This is a genomic window from Chloroflexota bacterium (genome assembly GCA_016887485.1).
Lineage (GTDB): Bacteria > Chloroflexota > Anaerolineae > Anaerolineales > Anaerolineaceae > Brevifilum.
Map to the genome: position 1 here is coordinate 140,530 of CP069395.1, position 22,693 is coordinate 163,222.

25 protein-coding genes and 1 pseudogene are annotated in these 22,693 nt (G+C 53.5%); 12 read left to right on the plus strand and 14 right to left on the minus strand.

Going from position 1 to position 22,693, the window contains the following annotated elements; translation table 11 throughout:
- Window positions 1–37: 37 nt before the first annotated feature.
- Both JR338_12965 and JR338_12970 read left to right on the plus strand, forming a co-directional pair.
- Window positions 38–454, plus strand: coding sequence for a helix-turn-helix transcriptional regulator (locus tag JR338_12965; GenBank protein QRN84491.1), 417 nt, complete (start codon window positions 38–40; stop codon window positions 452–454).
- Between the two features lie 39 nt (window positions 455–493).
- On the plus strand, window positions 494–757 hold the full coding sequence (locus JR338_12970; GenBank protein ID QRN84492.1) for a DUF5320 domain-containing protein: 264 nt from the start codon (window positions 494–496) through the stop codon (window positions 755–757).
- 87 nt (window positions 758–844) lie between these two features.
- On the opposite strand, the gene JR338_12975 is transcribed toward JR338_12970, so the two are convergent.
- From JR338_12975 to JR338_12985, 3 genes are all read right to left on the minus strand, one after another.
- Window positions 845–1,885, minus strand: coding sequence for a hypothetical protein (locus tag JR338_12975; GenBank protein QRN84493.1), 1,041 nt, complete (start codon window positions 1,883–1,885; stop codon window positions 845–847).
- 178 nt (window positions 1,886–2,063) lie between these two features.
- The gene (locus JR338_12980; GenBank protein QRN84494.1) at window positions 2,064–2,849 is read right to left on the minus strand and encodes a hypothetical protein; all 786 of its coding nucleotides are present in this window, start codon (window positions 2,847–2,849) and stop codon (window positions 2,064–2,066) included.
- A gap of 198 nt (window positions 2,850–3,047) precedes the next feature.
- On the minus strand, window positions 3,048–3,677 hold the full coding sequence (locus JR338_12985; GenBank protein ID QRN84495.1) for a class I SAM-dependent methyltransferase: 630 nt from the start codon (window positions 3,675–3,677) through the stop codon (window positions 3,048–3,050).
- Between the two features lie 126 nt (window positions 3,678–3,803).
- Here JR338_12985 and JR338_12990 point away from each other — a divergent pair, with 126 nt between their 5' ends.
- Window positions 3,804–5,489: a gamma-glutamyltransferase family protein gene (locus tag JR338_12990; protein QRN84496.1), complete on the plus strand. Its 1,686-nt coding sequence runs from the start codon at window positions 3,804–3,806 to the stop codon at window positions 5,487–5,489.
- Between the two features lie 344 nt (window positions 5,490–5,833).
- Here JR338_12990 and JR338_12995 read toward each other — a convergent pair whose 3' ends face one another.
- Together JR338_12995 and JR338_13000 are read right to left on the minus strand one after the other, a co-directional pair.
- The gene (locus JR338_12995; protein QRN84497.1) at window positions 5,834–6,451 is read right to left on the minus strand and encodes a hypothetical protein; all 618 of its coding nucleotides are present in this window, start codon (window positions 6,449–6,451) and stop codon (window positions 5,834–5,836) included.
- Window positions 6,452–6,457: 6 nt separating this feature from the next.
- Window positions 6,458–7,702 (minus strand): DegT/DnrJ/EryC1/StrS family aminotransferase, encoded by a 1,245-nt coding sequence (locus tag JR338_13000; protein QRN84498.1) that lies wholly within the window; start codon window positions 7,700–7,702, stop codon window positions 6,458–6,460.
- 212 nt (window positions 7,703–7,914) lie between these two features.
- On the opposite strand from JR338_13000, the gene JR338_13005 reads away from it, so the two are divergent.
- Genes JR338_13005 through JR338_13015 form a run of 3 tightly spaced genes read left to right on the plus strand, consistent with a single transcriptional unit; the run spans window position 7,915 to window position 9,965 of the window.
- Window positions 7,915–8,478, plus strand: coding sequence for a TetR/AcrR family transcriptional regulator (locus JR338_13005; GenBank protein QRN84499.1), 564 nt, complete (start codon window positions 7,915–7,917; stop codon window positions 8,476–8,478).
- Window positions 8,479–8,494: 16 nt separating this feature from the next.
- Entirely contained in the window at window positions 8,495–9,223 is a 729-nt protein-coding gene (locus JR338_13010) for an ABC transporter ATP-binding protein (GenBank protein QRN84500.1), read from the plus strand.
- A gap of 4 nt (window positions 9,224–9,227) precedes the next feature.
- Window positions 9,228–9,965 (plus strand): ABC transporter permease, encoded by a 738-nt coding sequence (locus JR338_13015; protein ID QRN84595.1) that lies wholly within the window; start codon window positions 9,228–9,230, stop codon window positions 9,963–9,965.
- On the opposite strand, the gene JR338_13020 is transcribed toward JR338_13015, so the two are convergent.
- The 4 genes from JR338_13020 to JR338_13035 form a co-directional block, all read right to left on the minus strand.
- Window positions 9,955–10,950 carry an ATPase gene (locus tag JR338_13020; GenBank protein QRN84501.1) on the minus strand — a complete coding sequence of 332 codons (996 nt, stop codon included), beginning with the start codon at window positions 10,948–10,950 and terminating at the stop codon, window positions 9,955–9,957. The two genes, JR338_13015 and JR338_13020, sit on opposite strands and share 11 nt — an antisense overlap.
- A 12-nt stretch (window positions 10,951–10,962) precedes the next feature.
- Window positions 10,963–12,258, minus strand: coding sequence for a 6-phospho-beta-glucosidase (locus tag JR338_13025; protein ID QRN84502.1), 1,296 nt, complete (start codon window positions 12,256–12,258; stop codon window positions 10,963–10,965).
- Between the two features lie 138 nt (window positions 12,259–12,396).
- On the minus strand, window positions 12,397–12,723 hold the full coding sequence (locus tag JR338_13030; protein QRN84503.1) for a transcriptional regulator: 327 nt from the start codon (window positions 12,721–12,723) through the stop codon (window positions 12,397–12,399).
- 5 nt (window positions 12,724–12,728) lie between these two features.
- Window positions 12,729–13,328: a hypothetical protein gene (locus JR338_13035; protein ID QRN84504.1), complete on the minus strand. Its 600-nt coding sequence runs from the start codon at window positions 13,326–13,328 to the stop codon at window positions 12,729–12,731.
- Between the two features lie 185 nt (window positions 13,329–13,513).
- On the opposite strand from JR338_13035, the gene JR338_13040 reads away from it, so the two are divergent.
- The 6 genes from JR338_13040 to JR338_13065 all read left to right on the plus strand — a co-directional run bounded on the left by JR338_13040 (window position 13,514) and on the right by JR338_13065 (window position 20,103).
- The gene (locus JR338_13040) at window positions 13,514–14,689 is read left to right on the plus strand and encodes a phosphopentomutase (GenBank protein ID QRN84505.1); all 1,176 of its coding nucleotides are present in this window, start codon (window positions 13,514–13,516) and stop codon (window positions 14,687–14,689) included.
- Window positions 14,690–14,699: 10 nt separating this feature from the next.
- Window positions 14,700–15,809 (plus strand): threonine synthase, encoded by a 1,110-nt coding sequence (locus JR338_13045; protein QRN84506.1) that lies wholly within the window; start codon window positions 14,700–14,702, stop codon window positions 15,807–15,809.
- Window positions 15,809–16,123: a HigA family addiction module antidote protein gene (locus JR338_13050; GenBank protein ID QRN84596.1), complete on the plus strand. Its 315-nt coding sequence runs from the start codon at window positions 15,809–15,811 to the stop codon at window positions 16,121–16,123. The genes JR338_13045 and JR338_13050 overlap by 1 nt, the downstream gene beginning before the upstream one ends.
- 332 nt (window positions 16,124–16,455) lie before the next feature.
- Window positions 16,456–17,448: a hypothetical protein gene (locus JR338_13055; protein ID QRN84507.1), complete on the plus strand. Its 993-nt coding sequence runs from the start codon at window positions 16,456–16,458 to the stop codon at window positions 17,446–17,448.
- A 247-nt stretch (window positions 17,449–17,695) separates the two neighbouring features.
- The gene (locus JR338_13060; GenBank protein QRN84508.1) at window positions 17,696–19,669 is read left to right on the plus strand and encodes an aldehyde ferredoxin oxidoreductase family protein; all 1,974 of its coding nucleotides are present in this window, start codon (window positions 17,696–17,698) and stop codon (window positions 19,667–19,669) included.
- A gap of 2 nt (window positions 19,670–19,671) precedes the next feature.
- Entirely contained in the window at window positions 19,672–20,103 is a 432-nt protein-coding gene (locus JR338_13065; GenBank protein QRN84597.1) for a 4Fe-4S binding protein, read from the plus strand.
- 24 nt (window positions 20,104–20,127) lie between these two features.
- Here the strand turns inward: JR338_13065 and JR338_13070 are convergent, their stop codons facing one another.
- From JR338_13070 to JR338_13090, 5 genes and pseudogenes are all read right to left on the minus strand, one after another.
- Window positions 20,128–20,427 carry a hypothetical protein gene (locus tag JR338_13070; protein QRN84509.1) on the minus strand — a complete coding sequence of 100 codons (300 nt, stop codon included), beginning with the start codon at window positions 20,425–20,427 and terminating at the stop codon, window positions 20,128–20,130.
- Window positions 20,428–20,479: 52 nt separating this feature from the next.
- On the minus strand, window positions 20,480–20,632 hold the full coding sequence (locus tag JR338_13075; protein QRN84510.1) for a hypothetical protein: 153 nt from the start codon (window positions 20,630–20,632) through the stop codon (window positions 20,480–20,482).
- 30 nt (window positions 20,633–20,662) lie between these two features.
- A pseudogene (locus JR338_13080) lies at window positions 20,663–20,985 on the minus strand (nitrous oxide-stimulated promoter family protein).
- 149 nt (window positions 20,986–21,134) lie between these two features.
- Window positions 21,135–21,803 (minus strand): DUF4013 domain-containing protein, encoded by a 669-nt coding sequence (locus tag JR338_13085; protein ID QRN84511.1) that lies wholly within the window; start codon window positions 21,801–21,803, stop codon window positions 21,135–21,137.
- 175 nt (window positions 21,804–21,978) lie between these two features.
- Entirely contained in the window at window positions 21,979–22,647 is a 669-nt protein-coding gene (locus JR338_13090) for a DUF4013 domain-containing protein (protein QRN84512.1), read from the minus strand.
- Between the last annotated feature and the right edge of the window lie 46 nt (window positions 22,648–22,693).

The window sequence follows — 22,693 nt, forward strand, 5'->3', positions numbered from 1 at the left end:
TAGATATGTATAATATAGCTGAAAGGAGAATAAAGATATGCACCACAATTTAAATCGTGATGGTATTCACGGCCCCGGTGGGGGCAGAGGGCGCAGGCCCGGGCGCGGCAGGCGCTGGATGGGTGATCGCTCTCTAATGGATGTTCGCCTGATAGAGCCGGCATTGTTGGCTTTCCTCTCCAAAGAGCCTCAGCATGGTTATGCCTTGTTGGAACGGCTGGATTATTTAGGACTGGGTGGCGCAAACCCCAGCGCGATCTACCGGGTCTTGCGAGATTTCGAAGAAATCGGCCTGGTGAAAAGCGATTGGGATTCGGAAGGCACCCAGGGTCCGCCACGGCGGGTCTATGTGCTCACGGATGAAGGCCGGGCCGCGCTCAAGCGGGCGGAAAAGTCTCTTCAAGAGACCTGTCAGAAGATCAACGCGCTCCTGGAGATCGTTGAATCAGAATAACACTCTACTATTAGATGATCCGAATGAAAGGATATTGATATGCCATATCAAGATGGTACGGGGCCTGAGGGTTCAGGCCCAACCGGCAGGGGATTAGGCCCTTGTGGGAATGGAACAGCGCAGCGCGGCAGTCGGACCTTTGGTTTTGGCCGGGGACGGCGTGGACGCGGCCGTGGTTTCGGCATTGGCGTTGGTATGGGTCGGGGGTTTGTGAACGACGCCGACCCTGCGCAAGCTGAAAAGACCTGGCTGGAAAACCGACTGAAAGTAGTCAATGAGATTTTATCGAAAAAGGCTGACTAGGTTCAAATTTTAGGGAGGGCCTAGTTGGTAACAAAAAACCTGGCAAGTTTGATGCCAGGTTTTTTTGATTGAATTCGACAGCCCCTGTCATGGATCCCGCACACAGCGGTAGCCATGGCGGGGGTTGCCCCAGGTCTTAGGCTGATGTGAGACAAAGCCGGTGTAGCTGACGTAATAGGCGTCCTCATCATCATAAGCATTGGCGGTCCAGAAATATACCGGGGGTTCGTCCGGCGCCCAGAGCGGGGTTTCCTTATCGGGCGTCAGGTCGCAATCCATTCGGCCGGTCTCGCCATCCCAGGTACAGCCGGCGTTGACGCCATGCCGGCTGAGTGAGCGCGCAATTTCGTCCACGGTTGGCATCCGCCAGATGTATTGAGGCTCGTTCATTAGGATTTTGCCATCCTCAGAAAGATAAACACAAACGCTGGTGGCAGCCATGTCCGCTTCAGTGGCGTTGATGTCCGTCTCCAGCCCCTGCACTTCCAGGCCATAGGTTGCCAGTGACCGCCAGCTGGGATAGCCCCCAAAGTCTCGCTTCAGGTTCCAACCGGGGCCTTTTGGTGCCCAAATGAGTGCCACACCGTTCCCTTCGATCAGTCTGGCAGACCGGTCGCCATCATCCACGCGCGTCAGCACAGTGGGGAGGTTGTAGGCTGCCACTACCAGCCCCGTGAGCAGGGGGATGCCAACTGCCAGCAGGGTTCGGAGGTGTTTCTTCACCCAGGGGCGGTCGTCTTCGGTCGGGCGGGGGTTGATCTTAGCGTCGAGGATGAACAGCGCGCCAACCAGCGTGAACCCGCCTGAGAGTAACAGCCGCTCGAGCGCAATCCCGAGGCTGTAGAAGCCGGATTGGATACCGGGTACCAGCCACCAAACTGCAAAAGCGATTCCGGCTGCGATCAGGATGCCGCCGCCGACATAGGGCCAGCGGATGGCTGCCAGGCTGAAAAGGATGGCAACTGCTGCAATGCTGAGGAAGAGGAACCAGGGGGTGTCGGGTACGCCCCAACCCTCATAGAACGCTTCCCCCAGCCCCCAATAAAGCCAGATGGTATTGAGCAGGGTGATGATTCCGATCCCGATCCAGCCGGGTAATTTTCTGAGTTTCTTTCTGGTGTGAGCCATTCTGGTCTTCTCCTGGCGCCGTGACCTTTTCTCCTAGCATACCATTGCTTTTAAAGAACCACAGAGATGACACTTAAATCATCTCTGTGGCAATTGTGTTCAAAAAGAATTATTGGTGAAAGACACTTCCGAGTTTATCTCAGATTAGATCCTCACCGTGATGGCTGGGCGATCATTATTAGTAGATTGCCACGTAATCAACATTCACAATGATAGGCAGGACATCGAAGGAGGAAACGCCGAAACCAACTTGACCTTCATTGAGATTGTATTTATTATCGGTCAACTCATATTCCCGAACGCCATTGATGTAGAGGGTCAGGTCATTGCCATCGCAGGTTGCTGCATAGGTGTTAACACCGCGACCCATCACAACATTGGTTGAACCGCCGCTGCCTAAAAGATAATAGCCACCATCAATTTCAGAATACGCATAGATATAGAACATGCCGCCATTGGTGATGCTGAATTCATACCAGCCGTATCGGTCGGAATAATTGCAGATCAGGCTAACGTTATTGGTATTCATTCCACGGTTTTCTGCTCTAATTTCGATGCCGACATCGGAATAGGTATAGGGATCGTATACGACATAAACATATTGCTCTTCACCGTTCAGTTCAAAAACAAGATAGCCATCTTCGGTATAGAGATCCATATCATTTTCATTGCCGGAGGTGAGGAACCAGCTCCAATCATCGGTATCACCTTCGAATTCTTCAGTGAAATAAGCCGGTGATTCTTGTGAGACCGGTTCTTCGATGGTGGGTTGAACAACGTCTTCTGTGGGTTCTGCCGTAGGGGGGACGACAGCTTGTGTGGCTGTAACGACGATCACTTCCTGCGTGACTGGCTCTACAGACTCGGTTGCAGGGGGATTTTCAGTTGTTCCCGAGACGAGACAAGCTGCGCTTATTAAACTAAAAAAAACAATAACGAAAAGAATGGGTTTGAGTGATTTCATTATTTGCCTTTCGATTTACCAATGGAAAAATAGCGGACGGTTTAGAATTTCATTTTATACGATTTTAAAAAAAGCATCAATATTTTTAAGCTAAACAGCGGATTACAAATGTGTTTCATCAGGAAATCATGTGATGAATGGTAAAATGATCGGCTATGGGGGCTAAAACAATTTTCTTCTTGAGATGGGTGTTTTATCTTAGCGAGTCTGCGACAAATTCGCATAGATTATGTAGCGGTCGTTCTGATCGGTGACCTGCAGGGGCAGGAAGCCTGTCGATTTGAGCATTTTGGCCAACTGCAGTCCTTCCGGCAGGAGGTCATCATGGATAATGGGGTTGTGCGCCTTTTGATGGATGGCATTTACGTGCTCACGGCTTATGTCATGAAAGATCAGCAGGTGGCCGGGAGCTCTGAGAACCTTTTTCATCTCCGCCAGTGCATCTTGCATCCACCAGAAGTGGGGCAAGGCGTTATGGCAGATCAGGCCGTCAAATTGACCCGCAGCGATGGGTAAATGATGGATATCTGCCTGGATCAGGGCGGCGCTTGGGTGGCGATTACCGGCCTTGGTCAGCATCCGATGGGCGATGTCCATCGAAACCAGGTTGATGTCCGGATAGCGTTGGCGTAGGATTGGGATCAGTGCACCGGTGCCGGTGCCGACTTCCAATATGGAGCGGCATTGGCTAAAAAAGGGGTCATAGGGTGCCAGCAGCTCATGGAGCAACTGGTCCCGGCCGGTGGGTTGGTGGTTATCCCATTCAACGGAAAGGTCCTCAAAGAATTGGCGGAGGTTTTCCATTTGGGCTTGGTTTTGAATCGTCATAACTTCTGGATTATAACGCGTATTTTTGCGAATAATTGGTGTAACTAGAATCGATTAATGAGTGCTATTCATCGGCTTCATGTATAATCGAAAAATGAGCATATCCTATCAACAGGAGTCTGGCAAATGAATTACGATTTTGAGTTCCGATCCCGGCGCAGTAACGTTCTTTCCTCCCGCGGAATGGCCGCATCGAGTCAGCCGCTGGCAACGCTGGCGGGTTTGGATATGCTGCGAGCAGGCGGCAATGCTGCCGATGCCGCCATTGCGATGGCCGCCGCGTTGAATGTGGTGGAGCCCTTCTCAACCGGAATCGGTGGGGATTGTTTCGCCCTCTATTGGGATGCGAAAACCAAGAAGGTCTATGCTCTCAATGGGAGCGGTCCGGCAGCAAAGGCATCCTCGATTGATACCATCCGAAAAATGGGTTATACCCAAATGCCTCTCTTCATGGGGCCGGCGGTCAGCGTGCCGGGAACCGTGGCGGGTTGGTCTGCGCTTCTGGCACGCTTCGGCACCATGACCTTGGCGGACGTTCTCAAACCGGCCATTCGCTATGCGTTTGAGGGCTATCCGGTGACGGAATGGATTGGTTCTGGCTGGCAGCTGATGGCCTCCCGGTTACTGCGGGATACTGTGGATGAGAGCTTGCCCCTTCACCTCCAGCGGTCCGGTCCGCCACAGCCTAGCGGGAAGGAGTTCCTGCTGGAGGGAAGGGCCCCTGCAGTCGGGGAGATGGTTACATTACCCACTTTAGGCGAAACCATGATGGGGATTTCTGAAGAGGGGAAGGATTTTATCTATGAGGGTGACTTTGCGGATAAATTGAGCTCACACGTCCAACGCTATGGGGGCTGGCTCACGTCTGAGGACCTGCATGGCTTCGATGCGGAATGGGTCGAACCGATCTATGCCGATTACCACGAGGTGCGGTTATATGAATGCCCGCCGAATGGGCAGGGGCTGGCTGCTGTGATGGCCGCCCGAATCGCAGATGGCTTTGACCTGGCTGGAATGGACCCCGTCCAGCGCACCCATACCCTGATCGAGTGCATGCGGTTGGGATTCACCGAGGCGTTGCAGTGGGTGAGTGATCCCCATTTTGACGCTATTCCCATGGCTGAGCTGTTTTCCGAGCGTTATATCGACTCCCGCCGGGAGATGATCAGCTGGGATAAGGCTATCCCACATTTGCAGACGGGGATCCAACCGGTGGGGGAGGACACGGTCTATATGAGCGCGGTGGATGGACAGGGGAATGCCTGCTCTTTCATCAACAGTCTCTATATGGGCGGCGGAACCGGATTGGTCGTTCCTGGGACGGGGGTCTTTCTGCAGAACCGGGCTGCGCTTTTTAGCCTGGACCCGGAGCATCCAAACGCGCTGGCGGGCGGCAAGCGGCCTTACCATACCATTATTCCCGGGATGATCACCAAAGGGAGTGAACTTTACGCCAGTTTTGGGATCATGGGCGGCTTCATGCAGCCCCAGGCGCATTTGCAAGCGCTTTCCAACCTGGTGGATCTCGAGATGAACCCCCAGCAAGCGCTTGATATGTCTCGGTTCTGTCTGGATGTGGATGCCGGCGGGGGTGTGGGCGCGGCAGACCCCGGGGGCGAGGTGTATCTGGAAAAAGGTTTCAGCTTTGATGAGATGGCCGCCTTACGCCACATAGGACACAAGATTTCACCGGTGAGTGGACGGGAAAGGGCGATGTTTGGCGGGGGACAGATCCTCATACGTGACCCGCAGAGCGGTGTGATCACAGGTGGGTCGGATGCGCGCAAGGATGGATACGCGATGGGGTATTGATTAGTACCCCCTTTGTGAAAAGGCCACAAAGGGGGCTTCGTCGCTTCGCTCCTTGAAGACGGTTGTGCAATGGGGTACTAACAGCGAACCCCCTCCGCTACCGCTTCATGCACCCTCTCGCTAACGCTTTGGGTGTTCCGTTTCACTCCAGGGGCTTCGTCGCTTCGCTCCTTGAAGACGGTTGTGCAATGAGGTACTAACAGCGGACCCCCTCCGCTCATGAGGTTTTATTTAGGTTCCATACCCTTCCCCTTTTGGAGGGGAAGGGTGCCATAGGCGGGATGGGGTGATTCGTGAGAGATATATCTTGTCACGTGCGCTGTGCGGCACATGACCTACATCCACTACGGTTTTGATTCGTTTTGAATTAAATCCCAGGCATGAGCGGCAACGGCGGCAAGGATCAGGATGGTGAATTCGATTGGGAGCAGGATTCCGCTGAGTTGGCTGGCCAGCTCGTTATTGAAAGCCCCCAGCAGCGCTTCCAACCCCACGATGAGTAAATAAATCACCAAGAGCCACGGCCAGCCATTTGCCATCTTCTGGGAAAAAGGGCTGATTTCACCTTGCTTGCCTTTTGGTTTAAAGAAAGCGGCTGTGCCTGCAACCAGGACAATGAAGAAGGCGATGAAACCCCCGCCTGATATAAATAATAAACCACCCAGCAGGATCAGCAACAAGCCTTGACGGGCTTTTTTCATTGGTCGGATGCTCCGCGCGATCAGCAACCCGGTCAGGATCAGGGTCATCAACCCTGCAGTGTCGTAGGTTCCGAAGATCGTCAGGGCGGGAAAGCAGGCATGCCAGACCAGGTCCGGCTCGCAAGGCGCGCCGATCGCATGGATCGAAATTCCATTGGTGGGGGATGCCCCCTGATGGTATTCAGACAGCCCATGCAGACTGGTCAGCAGGGCGGCATATAGCACCAGTGTCAGAACGAGGATGCGAGTGGCTTTATTCATCAAGCGTCAGTCAGTTTTTGTGATCTGGGATAATGCATCCCGATGTTCCACCAGCTTTTGCACACCTGCCACGAGATCATCAATGCCCTTGCGGCCTGCCCGGAAGATCGATTCGCCCATCCAGACTGAAGTCACTTCGGCGGCCTGTTCGGTGACGGGGAAGGACATCTGGTCGAACTGGAAGTATTCTGGGAATGCAGAGGGTACAGCCAGGTGGGAGAGGTAGGGTTGGAAAAGGTCATAACGGCTCATCACCGGATAACCGGTATCCACCGGGATGCCCTCAGCGGAAAGTGCCTGGCAGAAGGTATCATGCCGGACGCCGAAGAAATCGGGATCAATTTTAAAAATATAGCGGTAAAGGCTGCGACGGGTTTGCCGCAGGTCTCGTTTAAGCAGGCTGATGCCAGGGATATCGCTGAGGCCTTCTTCGAGGTAATCCGCCATCGCTGAGCGCTCTTCAAACTGTTCGGGGAACCTTTCCAGGGCAACCAGCCCCAGGGCGGCATGCAGCTCGGACCAGCGATAATTCTGGCCCATTGTGAATTCCACGCCCTCAGGGTCTTTCGGGCGGCCGCAGTCGATAATGCTGGCTGCACGTTGGGCCAGGTGGGGATCTTTTATCAGGAGCACACCACCTTCACCGGTGGTCAGTGACTTGGCGGACTGCAGGCTGAAAGAGCCGAAATCGCCCCATAACCCAACGCCCTTACCGCGCCATTCTGCACCGTGGGCATGGGCAGCGTCTTCAATCACGATCAGGTTGTGCTTTTGGGCGATTGCCGTGATCGCGTCCATATCGGTCACCTGGGCTGCCAGATGCACGACGATGATGGCTTTAGTCTTGGGCGTGATGGCGGCTTCTACTGCCGCGGGATCCGTGCAGAGGGTATCTGGGTGGATATCCACAATCACTGGGATCGCGCCGGCAGCCATTGGCGCTGCTGCGGTGGCCTGGAAGGTGTAGGCAGGGACGATCACCTCATCACCCCAACCGATCCCAGCCGCGCGCAGAGCCACTTCCATGGTGATGGTGCCGTTCATCATCGTGACGGCTGTGCCGCCGCCCTGCAGTTCCGCAAACTTCTCAGAAAACGCAGCAGTGTTTGGCCCGGGGTAGGGAAAACCACCCCAGCGGCCGGATTTGACTGTGCGTGTTACGGCATCAATATCACGCTGGTCCCAGACGGGCCAGACAGGATAGGCTTCGGTTCGGATGGGGGAGCCCCCTAAAACAGCTAGTTGTGACATGAAATCTCCTTGCGCCCGGGGTGAAGGTGAGTTTTGGCCCAGGCACGATTTGGTGAGGTTATATTAGGTTGATTCTATCAAACCCTGGCGGATTTGTCTTGGGTCAGAGCGAATTTGTTAGGTGAACTGGGTGGATTTTCACTTGCATGAAATTGATTAACTTGATAAAATAACATCCGTTATGTAACAAGTGTTATTATTTGGAGGGTCTGATGCCGCCAAAAGTGAAAATAACTCAGGATGCTGTGATTGAGGCCGCGTTCGAGCTGGTCCGGCAGGGGGGGATGCTAGCCCTCAATGCACGGGCGATTGCCAGCGAGTTGAAGTGCTCCACCCAGCCGATTTTCAGGGTGTTTGATTCGATGGATGACCTTAGGGCTGCAGTGATGGTCCGGATCAGCACCGCTTATAACAACTATTTCGACGCGCAACTCAACACGGAGGATGTCCCGCCTTATAAAGCCACCGGCCTTGCCTATATCCATTTCGCCCGGGATGAACGAGAACTGTTCAAGACCCTGTTCATGCGCGATCGGACCGGGGAAGTGCAGGTTGAGGAGGATCACAGCTTCGACGTCGCTGTGGAGCGGATCATGTCAGCCACCGGACTGGACCGCGAAAAGGCCTCCCGTTTTCACCTGGATATGTGGGTGTTTGTGCATGGGATTGCCACGATGTTGGCAACCTCCTATTTAGATTTGGGCGATGAGTTGATCAGTGAATTGATGACGGATGCCTATCGCGGATTTGTTCCGCTTTATATGGAAAGTGAATAAGGAAAATGAGAAATAAATGAATGCAATAGAAATTAAAGAATTAACCAAACGATATAAGGATGTGTTGGCAGTGGATCACCTGAGCCTGGATATCCGCCAGGGGGAGCTGTTTTCACTCCTGGGTGTCAACGGCGCGGGTAAGACCACCACAATTAAGATGCTCTCCTGCGTCCTCACCCCGACCTCGGGAGATGCGCTCCTGCTGGGCGACAGTATCGTGAAGGACCCCATGGCGGTGAAGACCAAGATTAATATCTCCCCCCAGGAGACGGCCGTGGCGCCGAATCTCTCCGTGCGGGAAAACCTGGAGATGATCGCGGGGATCTATGGTCACAAGAAGGAGGCTGCACGTGAAAAAGCAGAGGAGATGATCGTGGAATTCTCCCTGCAGGCGGAAGCGCGCAAGCGGGCTAAGACCCTCTCGGGCGGGATGCAGCGGCGGTTGAGTATCGCTATGGCCCTGATCTCGGACCCGCAAATTCTCTTCCTGGATGAACCCACCCTCGGCCTTGACGTGCTGGCCCGGCGGGAACTCTGGAAGGTGATTGAGATGTTGAAAGAAAAGACCACCATGATCATGACCACCCATTATATGGAAGAGACCGAAGCTCTTTCTGATCGGATCGGCGTTCTGGCGCATGGACACTTGAAAGCGGTGGGTACCGTTGAGGAATTGAAGGCGCAAACTGAATCGAAGACTTTCGAAGACGCTTTTATCGCGCTGGCAGCCGGAATGGAGGGCTGAGATGATGAGATCAACCATATTTGCAACCCGTAACCGAAAGGAAATCCTGCGCGATCCCCTGAACCTGGCTTTTGCCCTGGGGTTCCCGCTGGTAGTGCTGTTCCTGCTCTCAGCCATTCAGGCCAACTTGCCCCAGCCGATCTTCCCGATCAACACCCTTGCCCCAGGGATGGCCGTCTTTGGGCTGTCTTTCATCTCGCTTTTCTCCGGGATGTTGATTGCCAAAGACCGGGGAACGTCCTTCCTGATCCGTTTGATGGCTTCCCCCCTTTCGGCCTCGAATTTCATCTTTGGGTACGTGCTTCCATTGATCCCCCTGGCATTGGTGCAGAGCATGATCTGCCTGGGTGCGGCGTTGATCTTTGGCCTAGAACCGAGTCTGCGCCTGTTGTTGTTCCTGGTGACACTAATCCCAACCGCGCTGCTTTTTATCGCTATCGGTTTACTGGCCGGGACGGTGCTGAACGATAAGCAGGTTGGTGGGATCTGCGGTGCGTTGCTGACCAACCTGAGTGCTTGGTTCTCCGGCACCTGGTTTGACCTGGACCTTGTGGGTGGGGCCTTTAAGAAGATTGCTTATTTGTTACCCTTCGCTCATGCTGTGGACGCGGGTAAAGCCGCCCTGGAAGGCAATTTCAGCCAGATCATGCCCCATTTATTGTGGGTGATCGGCTATGCCGCCATGATCATGGCGATTGCGATTGTGATTTTCAGGCAGAAGATGAAAAACGCTACGATGTGAGCCGTTCTTCAGTCGATTGGATCAATTTCTCTCGGATAGCCCTTGCATTAACCCCTGCGGCTTCGGCACCCAGCAGGACAGCCCCGACCACCGGTGGGACACTTAATTGCACCAATTCCGCACCGGGGGCAAAGGCCTGCAAATGCTCCCGGAAGGGGCTGATATAGATTTCTCCAGTCTTGAACAGGCTGCCGATCAGGACAACATCAAAAACCTTATTTTGCAAATCGAGCTGGCGGATGACAGCCTTGGTGCTCTCCGCCAGTTCCTGCGCGTTCCAGTGGATCACTTCCTGGGCTATTGGATCACCTTCGGCTGCAACCTGGAAAATGGCCTTAGCCAGCTCGGGGGAGGAGTGAATGCGCCGCATGGCCAGTTCTTCAAGCAGCTTATCCACGGTTTCAAGTCCCGTCACTTGCAGGAAGGCCTCGGTCAGGGCGGTCTGCGGACCGCGTTGGGTCCAGGCGTAACTCACCGCGCTGACAGCGCGCCAGATCAGTTCGCCCCCGCCGCCAAATTCACCAAAATGCACGCTGTTGCCCGTGATCCGTCCAATCCGCCCGTTATCATCCCGGCCGCGCACGTTATTACCCGTGCCTGCGTCCACAGCGACGCCCCAGCCACTTTTTGAGCCGGCGATCAGGCCAATTTCCACATCATTCACAAATTCATAGGGCGCATCAATCCCGAGAGCGTCAATTCCCTGGGCGACGATCTCCCGCTCCGAAGGCCAGTCATACCCGGCTACCCCAAATCCCATCCCGGCGATTTCCGCCTGGCTGATCCCGGCATCCTTCAAGGCCAGGTCGGTGACCTGCCGCAGCGCGTCAGCATAACCTTGCGGGCCAAGGACTTCATAGCTCCCGCAGCCGATCTCAGCAAAGCCCCTTACTTCACCATTCAGGGCCGCAATCAGAGCATGTGTTTTGGTGTTGCCGACATCCACACCGAGGAAATACCGTTTGGAAGAATCAGTTGGGCGCAAGGGTCCTCCGGTTCACTTGAAGAAGGCGGGCAGATAGGGTTGATTGGTCTCAAGCAGATCATCCAGCACCGCGCTGACTTGGTCCGCCGCGGGGCCGAGAGGATGCGCAAGCAGGGCCTGATAGGCCGTGTTGCGGTCACCGGTTACGGCGGCCTGGGCGATGAGGATTTCATAGGCTTTGACCTGGGCGATCAGGCCGCTGCAGACCGGGGGCAAGGGATCCGCCGAGAGGGGCTGGATACCGCGGGCGTTCACCCTGCAGGGCAGTTCCAACACCCAATCTGGATCCCATCCGGCCACTGCGCCGTTATGACGCACATCGACCACATGGACCTCATCAAGATCGTTGTAATGAGCGTTAAGGAGCTGGGTCGCTACGGTGGAATAATAGGCTCCGCCGCGTTTCATAAGGTCGGCTGGGGGTTCAGTCCGCGCCGGATCACGATATTGGGCCAGCAGGTCTGCTTCAATCTGGAGTACTTCTTCTGCCCGCGATGGCGGCCATTTTTCCTGCTCTACCAGCATTTCTTTCGTGTAGTAATAGTATTTGAGATAATAATTGGGCAGCATCTGCAGCGATTGGAGGGTATCCCGGTCAAAGGGGATTTCCTCAGGGTCGCCCGCCTCAGCCAGGATGCCGTCCATGATCTGCGGCCAAAGGTCCTGGCCGTTCACTTCAAATCCGTAGAACCAGGTGAGGTGGTTCAGTCCCAGAACTTTCAGCCGGGCCTGCTGGGGATCGACCTTTTCACCCAGTGCGGCTTCTATTTTCTCCAGAAAGGCCATTTTGGTGGTGAGGGAGACGTTGCAGACCCCCATAGACTCCACATCGGGTGCATAACGGAAGAGCGCTTCGGTCACCAGGCCGGAGGGGTTGGCAAAATTGACCAGGAGTGCTCCGGGTGCAACCTCTTCGATATCCCGGGCAACATCCAGCACCACGGGGATCGTACGCAGAGCTTTGGCCATCCCACCCACGCCGGTGGTCTCCTGCCCGATCAGGCTGTGCCGCCGGCCGAGATATTCGTCCTCCCGCCTGGCAGCCATCTGGCCAACCCGAAGCTGGGTGATTACATAGGAGGCGTCCCGGATGGCTTCTTTTTGGTCGGTGCTGAGGATGACTTTGAAGGAGGCCTGCCGCGCCTCAGCCATCCTTTGGGCAAAGCCGCCGACAACTGCCAGCCGATCAGAGTCAATATCCATCAGCCAGAGCTCATCGAGGGGGAAATCCGCCTCGCGCTCGATAAAGCCATTGAGAAGTTCCGGGGTATACGTTGAGCCGCCCCCGATCACGGTCACTTTGAGCATGATGTCTGCCTTCCTTTACTGAAGTGCGATGTTGGTTTCATTATAATGGGGATGGGCGGGATTGACATCAGAAAAGTAAAGTGCATTTGGCGTGTGATGAGGGCGGTAAATGAACATCGAATTGCGACCAGGCGCTGCTTATTCCAGCGCTATTAGGATCTTTTCCATCAGCTTTCGGTAATCGCTAAGCGCCTGCCGGCCCGCTTCGGTGATTGAGTAGGTTGTCAGCGGTTTGTTATCCACAAATTCCTTTTTCACGGCCACATAGGCCGCTTCTTCCAGCTTCCTGATGTGGGTTGAGAAATTGCCCCGGGTCAACCCGGTTTGATGGAGCAGAAAGGTGAAATCTGCGCTGTCTACCACGTTGAGCATCGAAAGGATCATCAACCGGGCTGGTTCATGGACGGTTTTATCAATCTCGGCCGTCATCAAAAGGACATCGAAAAGGGGGCTTTGGTTTTTCATTATGGTTACTCGCCGTCTTGTTTGGGGAATTGATGGCGGAACCTGATCAGTAGGCCGGTGCCGGTTACGAGGATGATTAATGCGCACCCAGCCACGGGGATCCACATCCGTAACCCCTGCCAGGCAGCCAGACCAATGAATGCCAGGCTGATCACCGCGTAGAGCAGGAAGCGTTGGTTGTGCATCAGCAACCCGATGAGGAATAGCACCCCAGCCAGAAGCAAGGCAAAGATCAGAATCTCATTTTGAGCCAACAGTGTCCTAATCGAGCCGCCGGATTCAGGCAAAAGAATGAAGATCAGGACGAATGCGAACAAGGCGATGACTCCAAAGATAGCGACCAATGTTAGGCGGGCCTGGTTCTTGGAAGGTTTATCGAACCGGATCAACCCGATCCTCGGCAGGGCAATTTGGTCTTTGAACGGGATGTAGAAGATCGCTGGGATGCCGATCAGGCCGATAAAGGCGCCTTGATCAAACGCCATCACCAGGGTTAGCAGGGCGAGGCAGCTCCCGACAACAAGGTCCAGAATGCCATCCTGGTGATAAAGCAGAAGAAGCCTGCGTCGCAGATCACTTTTATTGAGGTTATTTTTGTTATTCATATTAACTCTCCTAAAGAATAGTTTGTATCACAAACTAATATATAACTAAGATAACTTAATTATTGAGGTTTGTCAATAGCCTTTATGCGATGTTTTCATTTGGTTTCCAGGTTTGGTATCCGACCCTGGAATTTAGTACAATAAAGGTCAATATTAATAGCTTCTAAACTACTACAGGAGGTCCTGTGTTTAAACGAATAACGGTTATTGTTTTGGACGGCGTGGGCATTGGCGAGGCGCCAGATGCCGCGGATTATGGCGATGTCGGCAGCAATTCCATTGGCAATGTTGCTCGGGTGTTGGGTGGGATCAGTCTGCCCAATATGGGCGCAATTGGCCTCGGTAACGTGATACCGATTGAGGGTGTTCCCCCAACGGATCACCCCCAGGGCGGTTACGGAAAAATGCAGCCTTATTCCGCCGGTAAAGACACCATCCAGGGTCACTGGGAAATGATGGGCATCTATCTGCCGGAACCATCTCCGACTTATCCCAATGGATTCCCGCCTGAGATCATGGATGAATTTGAGAAACGGATCGGCCGCGGCACCCTGGGCAATTATGCCTCTTCAGGCACTGTGATCCTCGAGAAACTGGGCGAGGAGCATGTGCGCACCGGCAAACCGATTATCTACACTTCCGCTGACAGCGTCTTCCAGGTCGCTGCGCACGAGGATGTGATTCCCGTGCCGGAACTTTATAAGATCTGCCTGACCGCCCGAGATATCCTCAAGGGCAAGCACGGGGTGGGGCGGGTAATTGCCCGGCCATTTGTGGGCACCAATGCCAGTAACTTCAAGCGCACCGAAAACCGTCGCGATTATGCCCGCGCCCCTGAAACGGACACCATTTTGGATAAGCTCTACAAGGCGGATATGGATGTCTGGTCAGTAGGGAAGATTGACGACATCTTCGTCCATCGCGGCATCACTCGCAAGAATCACACCCTAGGCAACAAAGAAAGCATCGAAGCGACCCTTAAGTGTTTGGAAGAACCCTTCCACGGGCTGCTTTTCGTCAACCTGATCGAATTTGACATGATCTTCGGCCATCGCAACGACCCGCAGGGCTATTATGGTGCCTTGAAGGGTTTTGATGACGCCATCCCGGCGATTAAAGAGCGGATGGGGCCGGATGACCTGGTGATTGTGGCCGCCGACCACGGCGTGGACCCGACCACCGAGAGCACAGACCATTCCCGTGAATATGTGCCGTTATTGGTTTTTGGCCCGCAGGTGCGGGGCGTGAACCTCGGCATTCGCAAGACATTTGCGGATGTGGGTGCGACGATTGCCGAGAACTTCATGCTGGAACCGCCCCTGATCGGGACGAGTTTCCTCTCCGATCTGACCCTGCTCTAGGAGGCGGCTGATGCGTGTCCGCTGTAATGACTGCGGTACCAATGCTGAATTTACCCTTGAAAGCTGGCGTTGTGACTGTGGTGGCGCCTGGGAGCCTGTTTTTCCATCCGGATTTGATTCCGGTCGGATAATTCCGACAGATTACAGCATCTGGCGCTATGGCGACCTCTTGCCTCTGGACGTTCACCAACCCTTACGGGTAATGGGCGTTGGCTGGACCCCTCTGGTCCCGGTCAGCATTGGTGGACGCGAAGTACAACTTAAACTTGAATTTCTCTCACCCTCCGGGTCGTTTAAGGACCGGGGGGTGAATGCTATGGTAAATCAACTGGCCGCGATGGGGGCAAGCTCACTGGCGGAGGATTCCTCGGGTAATGCCGGGGCTTCACTGGCCGCGCACGCCGCGCGGTTTGATTTGGAAGCGGAGGTTTTTGTCCCCGCCACCACCTCACCGGCCAAGATCCGGCAGATTGCGGTCTATGGTACCACGGTAACGCCCGTCCCTGGTCCGCGCCAGGCTGCGGCGGATGCTGTGCAGGCTTCCCTCAGGCCGGGTCGGGCTTATGCCTCACATGCTTATAATCCAGCTTATCTGGCCGGGCAGACCACAGCGGCCTATGAAATCTGGGAGCAGTTGGGTCATAGCGTGCCGGATTGGTTCATCCTGCCAGCCGCGCAAGGTGGGCAGTTTCTGGGGTTGTATTTTGGTTTCTCACAGTTATTGGCAGCCGGATTGATTGAAAAGCTGCCGCATCTGGTGGCTGTACAGGCGGAACGGGTCGCACCGATCGTGAGGGCCTGGGAAGCGGGCTTGGACCATATCCCTGCGGTTGAACCAACCGGACTGACCCTGGCAGAAGGGGCTTCGATCCCGCGACCGGTGCGCGATAAGCGCATCCTGCAGGCCTTGCAAGAGAGTGGGGGCACGGCTGTGGCAGTCTCGGAGGATGAAATCACCGCCGCGCAGGAAACTCTAGCCCATCAGGGCTACTACATTGAACCGACCAGCGCCCTGGCTTCTGCAGGCTACCTGCGGCTGAAAGACCAGATAGGTGACGATGAGCGCGTCGTGCTGACCCTGACGGGGAGTGGCTTGAAGGGGAAGCCAAAGGGGAAATGATGGCCGAAATAAAGAAACTTGATCCAGAAAATGAATGGATTAACCCTGGTGAGATCCTTCTGGAAGAGTTCCTATCCCCGATGCAGATCTCGCAGTACCGGCTGGCGAAGGATATCAATGTGGATCCCCGCCGGATCAATGAGATCGTACACGGCAAGCGCGCCATCACAGCCGATACCGCGTTTCGCCTAGGCTTCTACTTTGGGATTTCCCCTGAATTTTGGATGAACCTGCAGTCCCACTATGACCTTGAGCAGCTCGCTATGGAATCGGGTGACCTGATCCAGAGCGAAGTTAAATCGCTTGCCGGGTAATCAAACGGAAAAGGATCCTCATATGCCAGGCGGTTGGGTTGACCAGCAGTTCCTTGTCATTCAGGCGCACAGAGAGATTACCCCCGGCTGCTCAAATCGATCCCCGCGAGGAAAGTCGGTTGGTGACCTCGATCATTTTCTGTCGTAATTGTTTTTCGAAGGGGTCCATACTCTTCCTGTTTCGGTGATTTTAGGGCCACCAACCACACCGATTCTGCCAAAGAATTGAATAATCGGTCCTAAAAGAGGGCGGCTTTCAGCCATTTGGGGGGTGAAAATTGTTTGAAAATATTGTATCCTAAGATTAAATCGGACATCATTGGGAGGGCTTAATGCAAGAAAAAGCATTTCGTGAGTATTTGGTTGCTCGGGGGCTTGATGAGAAAACCGTGAATCAGCAGGTTGAAGCTATCCGAAAGGTAGAAGCGCAGTTGCAAAGCCAAGTGCCGGGATGGACGCTGGAGGACCTGAACCACACCTCTGGACAAGAGTTGGTGGATGGGCTGATCGAGCGCGGCGAAAATACTATGGATAATCTGCTCGCTCTGGTCCGTTACACGAAGGTGATTGATAACCGTGAGCTCTTCGTGGCGATTTTCCATCTGCTGGATGGCTATGAAGTCATGGATAACCTCTATTCAAAGCTGGGGGATGCTGTTGGGGAGGACCTCCGGGATGGCATTTTTGAGAACCTTCCTTTGCCGCCGTTGGGACTCTCACGTTATGAAAAAGCGCATTACACGGCCAAAATTATGGATCGAATGGAGGAGATCTTTGGGATCTCGACAACCCGTGATCTGCTGCAGGACTGCCTGCGGGATTTGCCGGATGAATACTACCCAGACGAGAAGACTGATTTTTATGATATTTGTGAAGGGGACATGGACCGCTATCTGGTCTATCGGGGTGAGAAATTTGTAGATTTACTGCGCGGTTATCAGGAACGGAACGAGTTGTTCTTTGGCCAGGAGATCACCGATGAGGTGATTGCTTTTGTGGAGGGCAATCCGGAGATTGGCGGCGGTGTGCGCGAGGGGAACCTGATCTATGAGACCAAGATTCCCTATAACGCCAAGGAATATTTGGCTGCAACGGACCCTGAAAAGAAGCGCTATCACTTCTGTCACTGCCCCTGGGCCAAGGAATCCATCCGCAAGCCAAACTTGACCGTAAGCCCAACTTTCTGCCAATGTTCAGCAGGCTTTGTGAAAAAGCCCTTTGATGTGATCTTTGGTCAGAACCTGCAGGCGGATGTCCTTGAAAGTGTGCTGAAGGGGGATCCCGTCTGCCGCTTTGCAATCCATTTGCCTGAAGAGTGGGGATAAACTAAATATTGGGGAATCAATGGGGAATAAAAAAGCATATTGTTAGTTCATTCATGCTTTCTGGCGGAGCGTGTATAATTTATCCTGTACTGGTTTCAACCATCATCGCCGCGGGACTGTGCGAATAATCAGGTTGAGCCGAAAGACACAAGTGTGATTTCACATTTAAATATCGGAAATGGATACTGTCCGGTTCGGACGGCGTCTATCTGTTGCGGTGTTGTTTACCGCAATTCAAGGATTTTCAATGAAAGCTTATATGGGAAAGGTGCTATGGGTGGATCTGACCTCCGGGACGTTTCGCGAGGAATGCCTGGATGATTCGGTCTATCAGCGCTATCTTTCCGGCATCGGCCTGGCTGCGCACTTGCTCTATGGGCGGATTCCAGCCGGGGCGGACCCGCTGGGACCGGAAAATGTGCTGGGATTTGTCTCCGGCCTGTTGACCGGCACGCCCAGCATTTTCACCGGCCGCTGGATAGCTGTTGGAAAATCCCCGCTGACAAACACCTGGGGTGATGCCAACTGCGGCGGCTATTTCTCGCTGGCGATCAAGAAATGCGGCTATGACGGCATTTTCTTCACTGGTCAGTCATCTCATCCAGTCTACCTTTTCATTGGACCCGGCGGCCCCGAGTTGCGGGAGGCGGATGATCTCTGGGGGTTGGATACGGAGTTGACTGAGTCGACGCTGCGCGAGCGTCACGGTGAACACCGTAAACCAGGTGTGGCCTGCATTGGACCGGCCGGTGAGCGGTTATCCCGCATCGCAGGCATCAGCCACGATTTTGGCCGGATGGCAGCCCGCAGCGGCCTGGGCGCCGTGATGGGCAGCAAGAACCTCAAGGCTCTGGTGCTCACCGGGGCGCAGATGGTGCAGCCAGCTGACCCCGTCCGGATGCGCGAACTCAGTAAAAAACCGGCTAAATTAGCCCGTTTCCGCATCCCTCTGCCTGCCTGGGCGATGTCTTTCCTGGGCAAGGCCCTGGGAAACCCCTGGGTGAGTATGCGGATGATCGGCGTGCTCTATTTAGGCATTCTGCGCAAGTGGGGCACGGCTGGATTGAACCAAACCTCGGTCGAATGGGGGGATGCACCGATCAAGAACTGGGCTGGGTCGCCATTAGACTTTGCCGATCGGGAGTCCCGCAAGGTCTCTCCGAAGGTCGTTGTACATTGGGAATCTCAAAAATATCACTGTTTGGCCTGTCCCCTGGGCTGCGGCGGCATGATGCGTCCGAATGGCCTGATCCCGGCCAGCCATAAACCGGAATATGAGACCATCCTGGCCTTTTCCGGCATGATCCTCAACGGGGATTGGGATACGGTGATGCAGGTCAATGACATTTTGAACCGGGCGGGGATGGATAGCATCTCAGCAGGTGGGACGGTTGCCGCCGTGATCGAATGGTATGAAAAAGGCCTCTTAACCCTTGAGGATACCGATGGTTTGGCCCTCAATTGGGGGAACGACGAGGCCCTGATTGCCTTGATCCATAAGATGATCGCCCGAGAGGGGATTGGCGACCTCTTGGCGGATGGGGTGCAGGAAGCACGGAAGCGTCTCAATATTGAGGACGCTGAAGCGGCTGTCACCGCAGGCGGATCAGAATTGGCCATGCATGACCCCCGGCTGGACCCCGGTTTTGGGCTGCATGCCAGCGTGGAACCAACCCCTGGCCGGCATACTACTGGCGCTTTTGTTTATTACGACATGTACCAACTTTGGAAGGCGATCCCTGGCGCGCCAAAACCTCCGCTGTTTTCCAGTAAGCGGGAGGGGTTCAAGGCCAACCGGACCTCTGCTCAGAAATCCGTGTTGATGTCAGCCTATGCCAGCTTTTATAATAGTTTGGGTGTTTGCATGTTCGGGACTTTTCTCGGCGTGGACCATTTGCCCCTGTTCGATTGGACCAACGCGGCAACCGGATGGGACATTTCTCCCGAAGAATACATCGAAATTGGTCTCAGGATCCAAACCCTGCGGCAGATGTTCAATATCAAACACGGCGTTCAGCCGGCTGAGATCCGGGTCAGCGCCCGGGCTTTGGGCATTCCGCCTCTGACCAAGGGACCAAATAAGAATAATCGCCTGGATTTGACGGCCATGCGGAAAAATTATTGGCAAGAGATCGGTTGGGACCCTGAAACAGGCCATCCGCTGCCGGAAACTGTGAAAAAACTCGGTTTGGACGGCTTATTGGAAGGGCAGGGGGTCTAAAAATGGCCTATTCCATCAACCAGGACTGCCAGGGCTGCCAGGCCTGCGTGCGCAACTGCCCAACGCAAGCCATCAGCGGCGTTCGGCGAGAAGTGCACGAAATTGACTCCCAAAAATGCATTGATTGCGGCACTTGCGGGCGGGTTTGCCCCTATAACGCGGTAAATGAACCCAGTGGCACGATTGCCCAACGGGTGAAACGGGCTGACTGGTACCGGCCGACATTTGATTATCGGACCTGTATATCCTGCGGTTTGTGCCTCACCATCTGCCCGGTGAGCTGTTTGGACCTGGACGATCCTACTGCTCGCAGACTGACCGAAGGGCTGCCGTATCTCAAGGTGCCGCTGGCCTGTGTTGGCTGCGGATTCTGCGAATCGGTCTGCTCGGTGGGCGCGATCATGCTCGTACCGAGGTCTTCAGTCAACGATTAGCGAGTGGTTTGTTCGTTTTTAGCCTTATTCTTCCAGACTGCGCAGCAGCGCAATGCATTCAGTCCTGGTTTGGACATCCGAACCCAGGTCCGCGTTCAAATCGGCGCGGAAGGCTGGTGAACCACATAGCGAGACGAAGGCTGTGGGTTTTTCGGACTGCCAAAAGGCGACACAGGCACCAATGAAGGCGGGAGGATAGTCCGGGAAATCTGATTCATAGGTTTCTTTGCAGTAAGCCAGGACATCCTGCGGTTCGGTGGGGACGCAGGCACTCAGAACGCTAATAAGGATCAACAGTACAGCCACCATTAAGATCTTTTTCATGGCTATCTCCTTTCCCCTATATGCATATGAATTACCCCCAACAAGACCGGTGTTAACCGGTTGAAAGGGTGATGATTTTTGAAGCGGGTGGGTGGGATTGGCAACCGGTTGGGAAGGTTTTTACCTGTGGGTGGTTGCCAGGGGAAGGATATTGGGTAGAAAAAGCTGAATTGAACAGGTTGATCGGTTGGTTAACCTGCTTCATTCTCTATTTTAATGGATTGTCAGGTGGGATTCAACTAGCTGGTGTAATAATCAGGATTTTGTGCCTCTGATGAGATGACGAAGGGTCAGGATGGGGTGGCGAAACAGCATCCTCGGCCCGGAAAAACGCATCACATCCTTGATGCGGCCGCGCATTTCAGGCTGGTAACAGTGCACTTTACAGTTCTTGCAGGTGGGTTTTTCCCATCCGAAAGGACATTTATCCAGGCGTTCATCCACATAGGTCTGCAAATCTGCACAGGATTCGCAAAGCGGATCACCGTCGTGGTGGGCCCGGCAGTAAATCCCGATCATGGCATGGACGGTTTTGCGTTCAATTTTAGTTGGATTCATTGGAAAGTAGGCCTTTATTTGGGCGATCACCAGTAAATAACTGCTTTAATAATACTCGCTCTATGGAAACGGGGAAGTCTCCACCCTAAATTAATAAAAATATCCCCTTATTCGTATAGGATAAGGGGATATTGGCTGTTCAGTAGATGTTATTCGGGCAGATTTGCTGACAATTGCCCTTTTTGAACACTACGAAGGTATGCCTGTCCCGTCAGGTGGCTGGTCACAGCTGAGATGTAGGTTATGGTAAAGAAAAGGCCTATGATACAGGCCAGTAATCCCAACGGACTGAGAATGAAAAATAACAAGGTTCCAATCACATATACCAAAATCCAGTCAAAGGGATTTGCTGTGAAAAGGTGCCAAATTTCTTTCAGTTTAAAGGCTGCTGTAAGGTCATTCTTTGTAATGAAATTCATTTGGGCGATTTGGGCACATATCATGAAGAATATTAAAATAATGCCGTAAAAAATGAAAGAAAATAATGTCAAGGCGCTCATTTCATCTATTGACATTGAAACATTTTGGATAAGCGTCGTGGAAAGCCAGACGATTATGGATTGAAGCAAATATATTGGGACACTATAAACAATTTGAATCGCCAAAAAAAAGAAACCCCTCTTCAAATCTTCAACAAAATCTAAATCGGGGAGAGGTTCTTCGATGCCGTCTATGACATTTTTGGCAATTTTCAGAGACCACCCAGCAACTACTACCTGGCCGATGAGGGGGATCAGGATGCAAATGGCCGGTAGTGTTATCTTTTTAAACCAATACTCATCTTTGAAGATAAAAGTCAAACCCAATTTTACGTTCATGATATTACCCCTTGGTTGGTTTCGCCCCTGATAGCATTGGCGGATGAATTGTTGATGCCCTAGTTATACCATTGGATAGGTTAAAATTTATTTGATCTTAGAAAAAAAACCAATTAATCCGCATTAAAAAACCCCTTTCCATTGCGGAAAGGGGTTGAATATATGTTTTTTTACCTTACTCAACGTTTTCTTCGACAACTTGGACGGGGGGCTGGCTGCGAACCACTGCCTGGCCCATCAGATGTCCCATCACAGCCACACCAAAGGTCAGGGTCAGGATCACGCCGATCACACATGCGACAGTACCCAGAGGACCGATGATGCCAACGGCCAATACCGTGCCAAGGGCCACAATCACCCAATCACCGATGTTATTCATGAGCAGTTTCCAGACTTCAGCCAACCGGAAGGCGGCACCGAAGTCATCTTTGGCGATGTAATTTGCGACAGCGCCCAGGCTCAGGAAGCTGGTCACCAACCCGGTCGCAAAGGCGACCAGGCCGAATGCGCCGGCGAAGATGCCGTAACCCCACATGGCCATGTCATTATTGAACATGTGCCAGCCGTCAACCCAGCCGCCGATGGAGGTGATCAAGGTCACAGGCAGGCTGTAAACGAATGAGATCAGGAAGGCAAAGAACCCACGCAGGATGTCGTTGCCGAAATCGATGTCTGGGAGGGGCTTTTCCACGCCATCAATCACGTTGCGGGTCACTTTGAGCGCCCAACCAACGGTAACCATCCAACCTACAACCGGGATCAACAGGCAGAGGGCGGGCAAGAGCATCTTTTTGAACCAATCCTGGTCATCAAAGATATATGAAAAACTAAGACCGAAATTCATGATAAATCTCCTTAATTGCTTTTTTAATTAACGTTCATTTCAATAT

Bases quoted from the DNA above. Each gene is read 5' to 3' on its own strand.
- JR338_12965 (QRN84491.1), top strand. From the start codon at position 38: ATGCACCACAATTTAAATCGTGATGGTATTCACGGCCCCGGTGGGGGC.
- JR338_12970 (QRN84492.1), top strand. From the start codon at position 494: ATGCCATATCAAGATGGTACGGGGCCTGAGGGTTCAGGCCCAACCGGC.
- JR338_12975 (QRN84493.1), bottom strand. From the start codon at position 1,885: ATGGCTCACACCAGAAAGAAACTCAGAAAATTACCCGGCTGGATCGGG.
- JR338_12980 (QRN84494.1), bottom strand. From the start codon at position 2,849: ATGAAATCACTCAAACCCATTCTTTTCGTTATTGTTTTTTTTAGTTTA.
- JR338_12985 (QRN84495.1), bottom strand. From the start codon at position 3,677: ATGACGATTCAAAACCAAGCCCAAATGGAAAACCTCCGCCAATTCTTT.
- JR338_12990 (QRN84496.1), top strand. From the start codon at position 3,804: ATGAATTACGATTTTGAGTTCCGATCCCGGCGCAGTAACGTTCTTTCC.
- JR338_12995 (QRN84497.1), bottom strand. From the start codon at position 6,451: ATGAATAAAGCCACTCGCATCCTCGTTCTGACACTGGTGCTATATGCC.
- JR338_13000 (QRN84498.1), bottom strand. From the start codon at position 7,702: ATGTCACAACTAGCTGTTTTAGGGGGCTCCCCCATCCGAACCGAAGCC.
- JR338_13005 (QRN84499.1), top strand. From the start codon at position 7,915: ATGCCGCCAAAAGTGAAAATAACTCAGGATGCTGTGATTGAGGCCGCG.
- JR338_13010 (QRN84500.1), top strand. From the start codon at position 8,495: ATGAATGCAATAGAAATTAAAGAATTAACCAAACGATATAAGGATGTG.
- JR338_13015 (QRN84595.1), top strand. From the start codon at position 9,228: ATGAGATCAACCATATTTGCAACCCGTAACCGAAAGGAAATCCTGCGC.
- JR338_13025 (QRN84502.1), bottom strand. From the start codon at position 12,258: ATGCTCAAAGTGACCGTGATCGGGGGCGGCTCAACGTATACCCCGGAA.
- JR338_13030 (QRN84503.1), bottom strand. From the start codon at position 12,723: ATGAAAAACCAAAGCCCCCTTTTCGATGTCCTTTTGATGACGGCCGAG.
- JR338_13035 (QRN84504.1), bottom strand. From the start codon at position 13,328: ATGAATAACAAAAATAACCTCAATAAAAGTGATCTGCGACGCAGGCTT.
- JR338_13045 (QRN84506.1), top strand. From the start codon at position 14,700: ATGCGTGTCCGCTGTAATGACTGCGGTACCAATGCTGAATTTACCCTT.
- JR338_13050 (QRN84596.1), top strand. From the start codon at position 15,809: ATGGCCGAAATAAAGAAACTTGATCCAGAAAATGAATGGATTAACCCT.
- JR338_13055 (QRN84507.1), top strand. From the start codon at position 16,456: ATGCAAGAAAAAGCATTTCGTGAGTATTTGGTTGCTCGGGGGCTTGAT.
- JR338_13060 (QRN84508.1), top strand. From the start codon at position 17,696: ATGAAAGCTTATATGGGAAAGGTGCTATGGGTGGATCTGACCTCCGGG.
- JR338_13065 (QRN84597.1), top strand. From the start codon at position 19,672: ATGGCCTATTCCATCAACCAGGACTGCCAGGGCTGCCAGGCCTGCGTG.
- JR338_13070 (QRN84509.1), bottom strand. From the start codon at position 20,427: ATGAAAAAGATCTTAATGGTGGCTGTACTGTTGATCCTTATTAGCGTT.
- JR338_13075 (QRN84510.1), bottom strand. From the start codon at position 20,632: ATGAAGCAGGTTAACCAACCGATCAACCTGTTCAATTCAGCTTTTTCT.
- JR338_13085 (QRN84511.1), bottom strand. From the start codon at position 21,803: ATGAACGTAAAATTGGGTTTGACTTTTATCTTCAAAGATGAGTATTGG.
- JR338_13090 (QRN84512.1), bottom strand. From the start codon at position 22,647: ATGAATTTCGGTCTTAGTTTTTCATATATCTTTGATGACCAGGATTGG.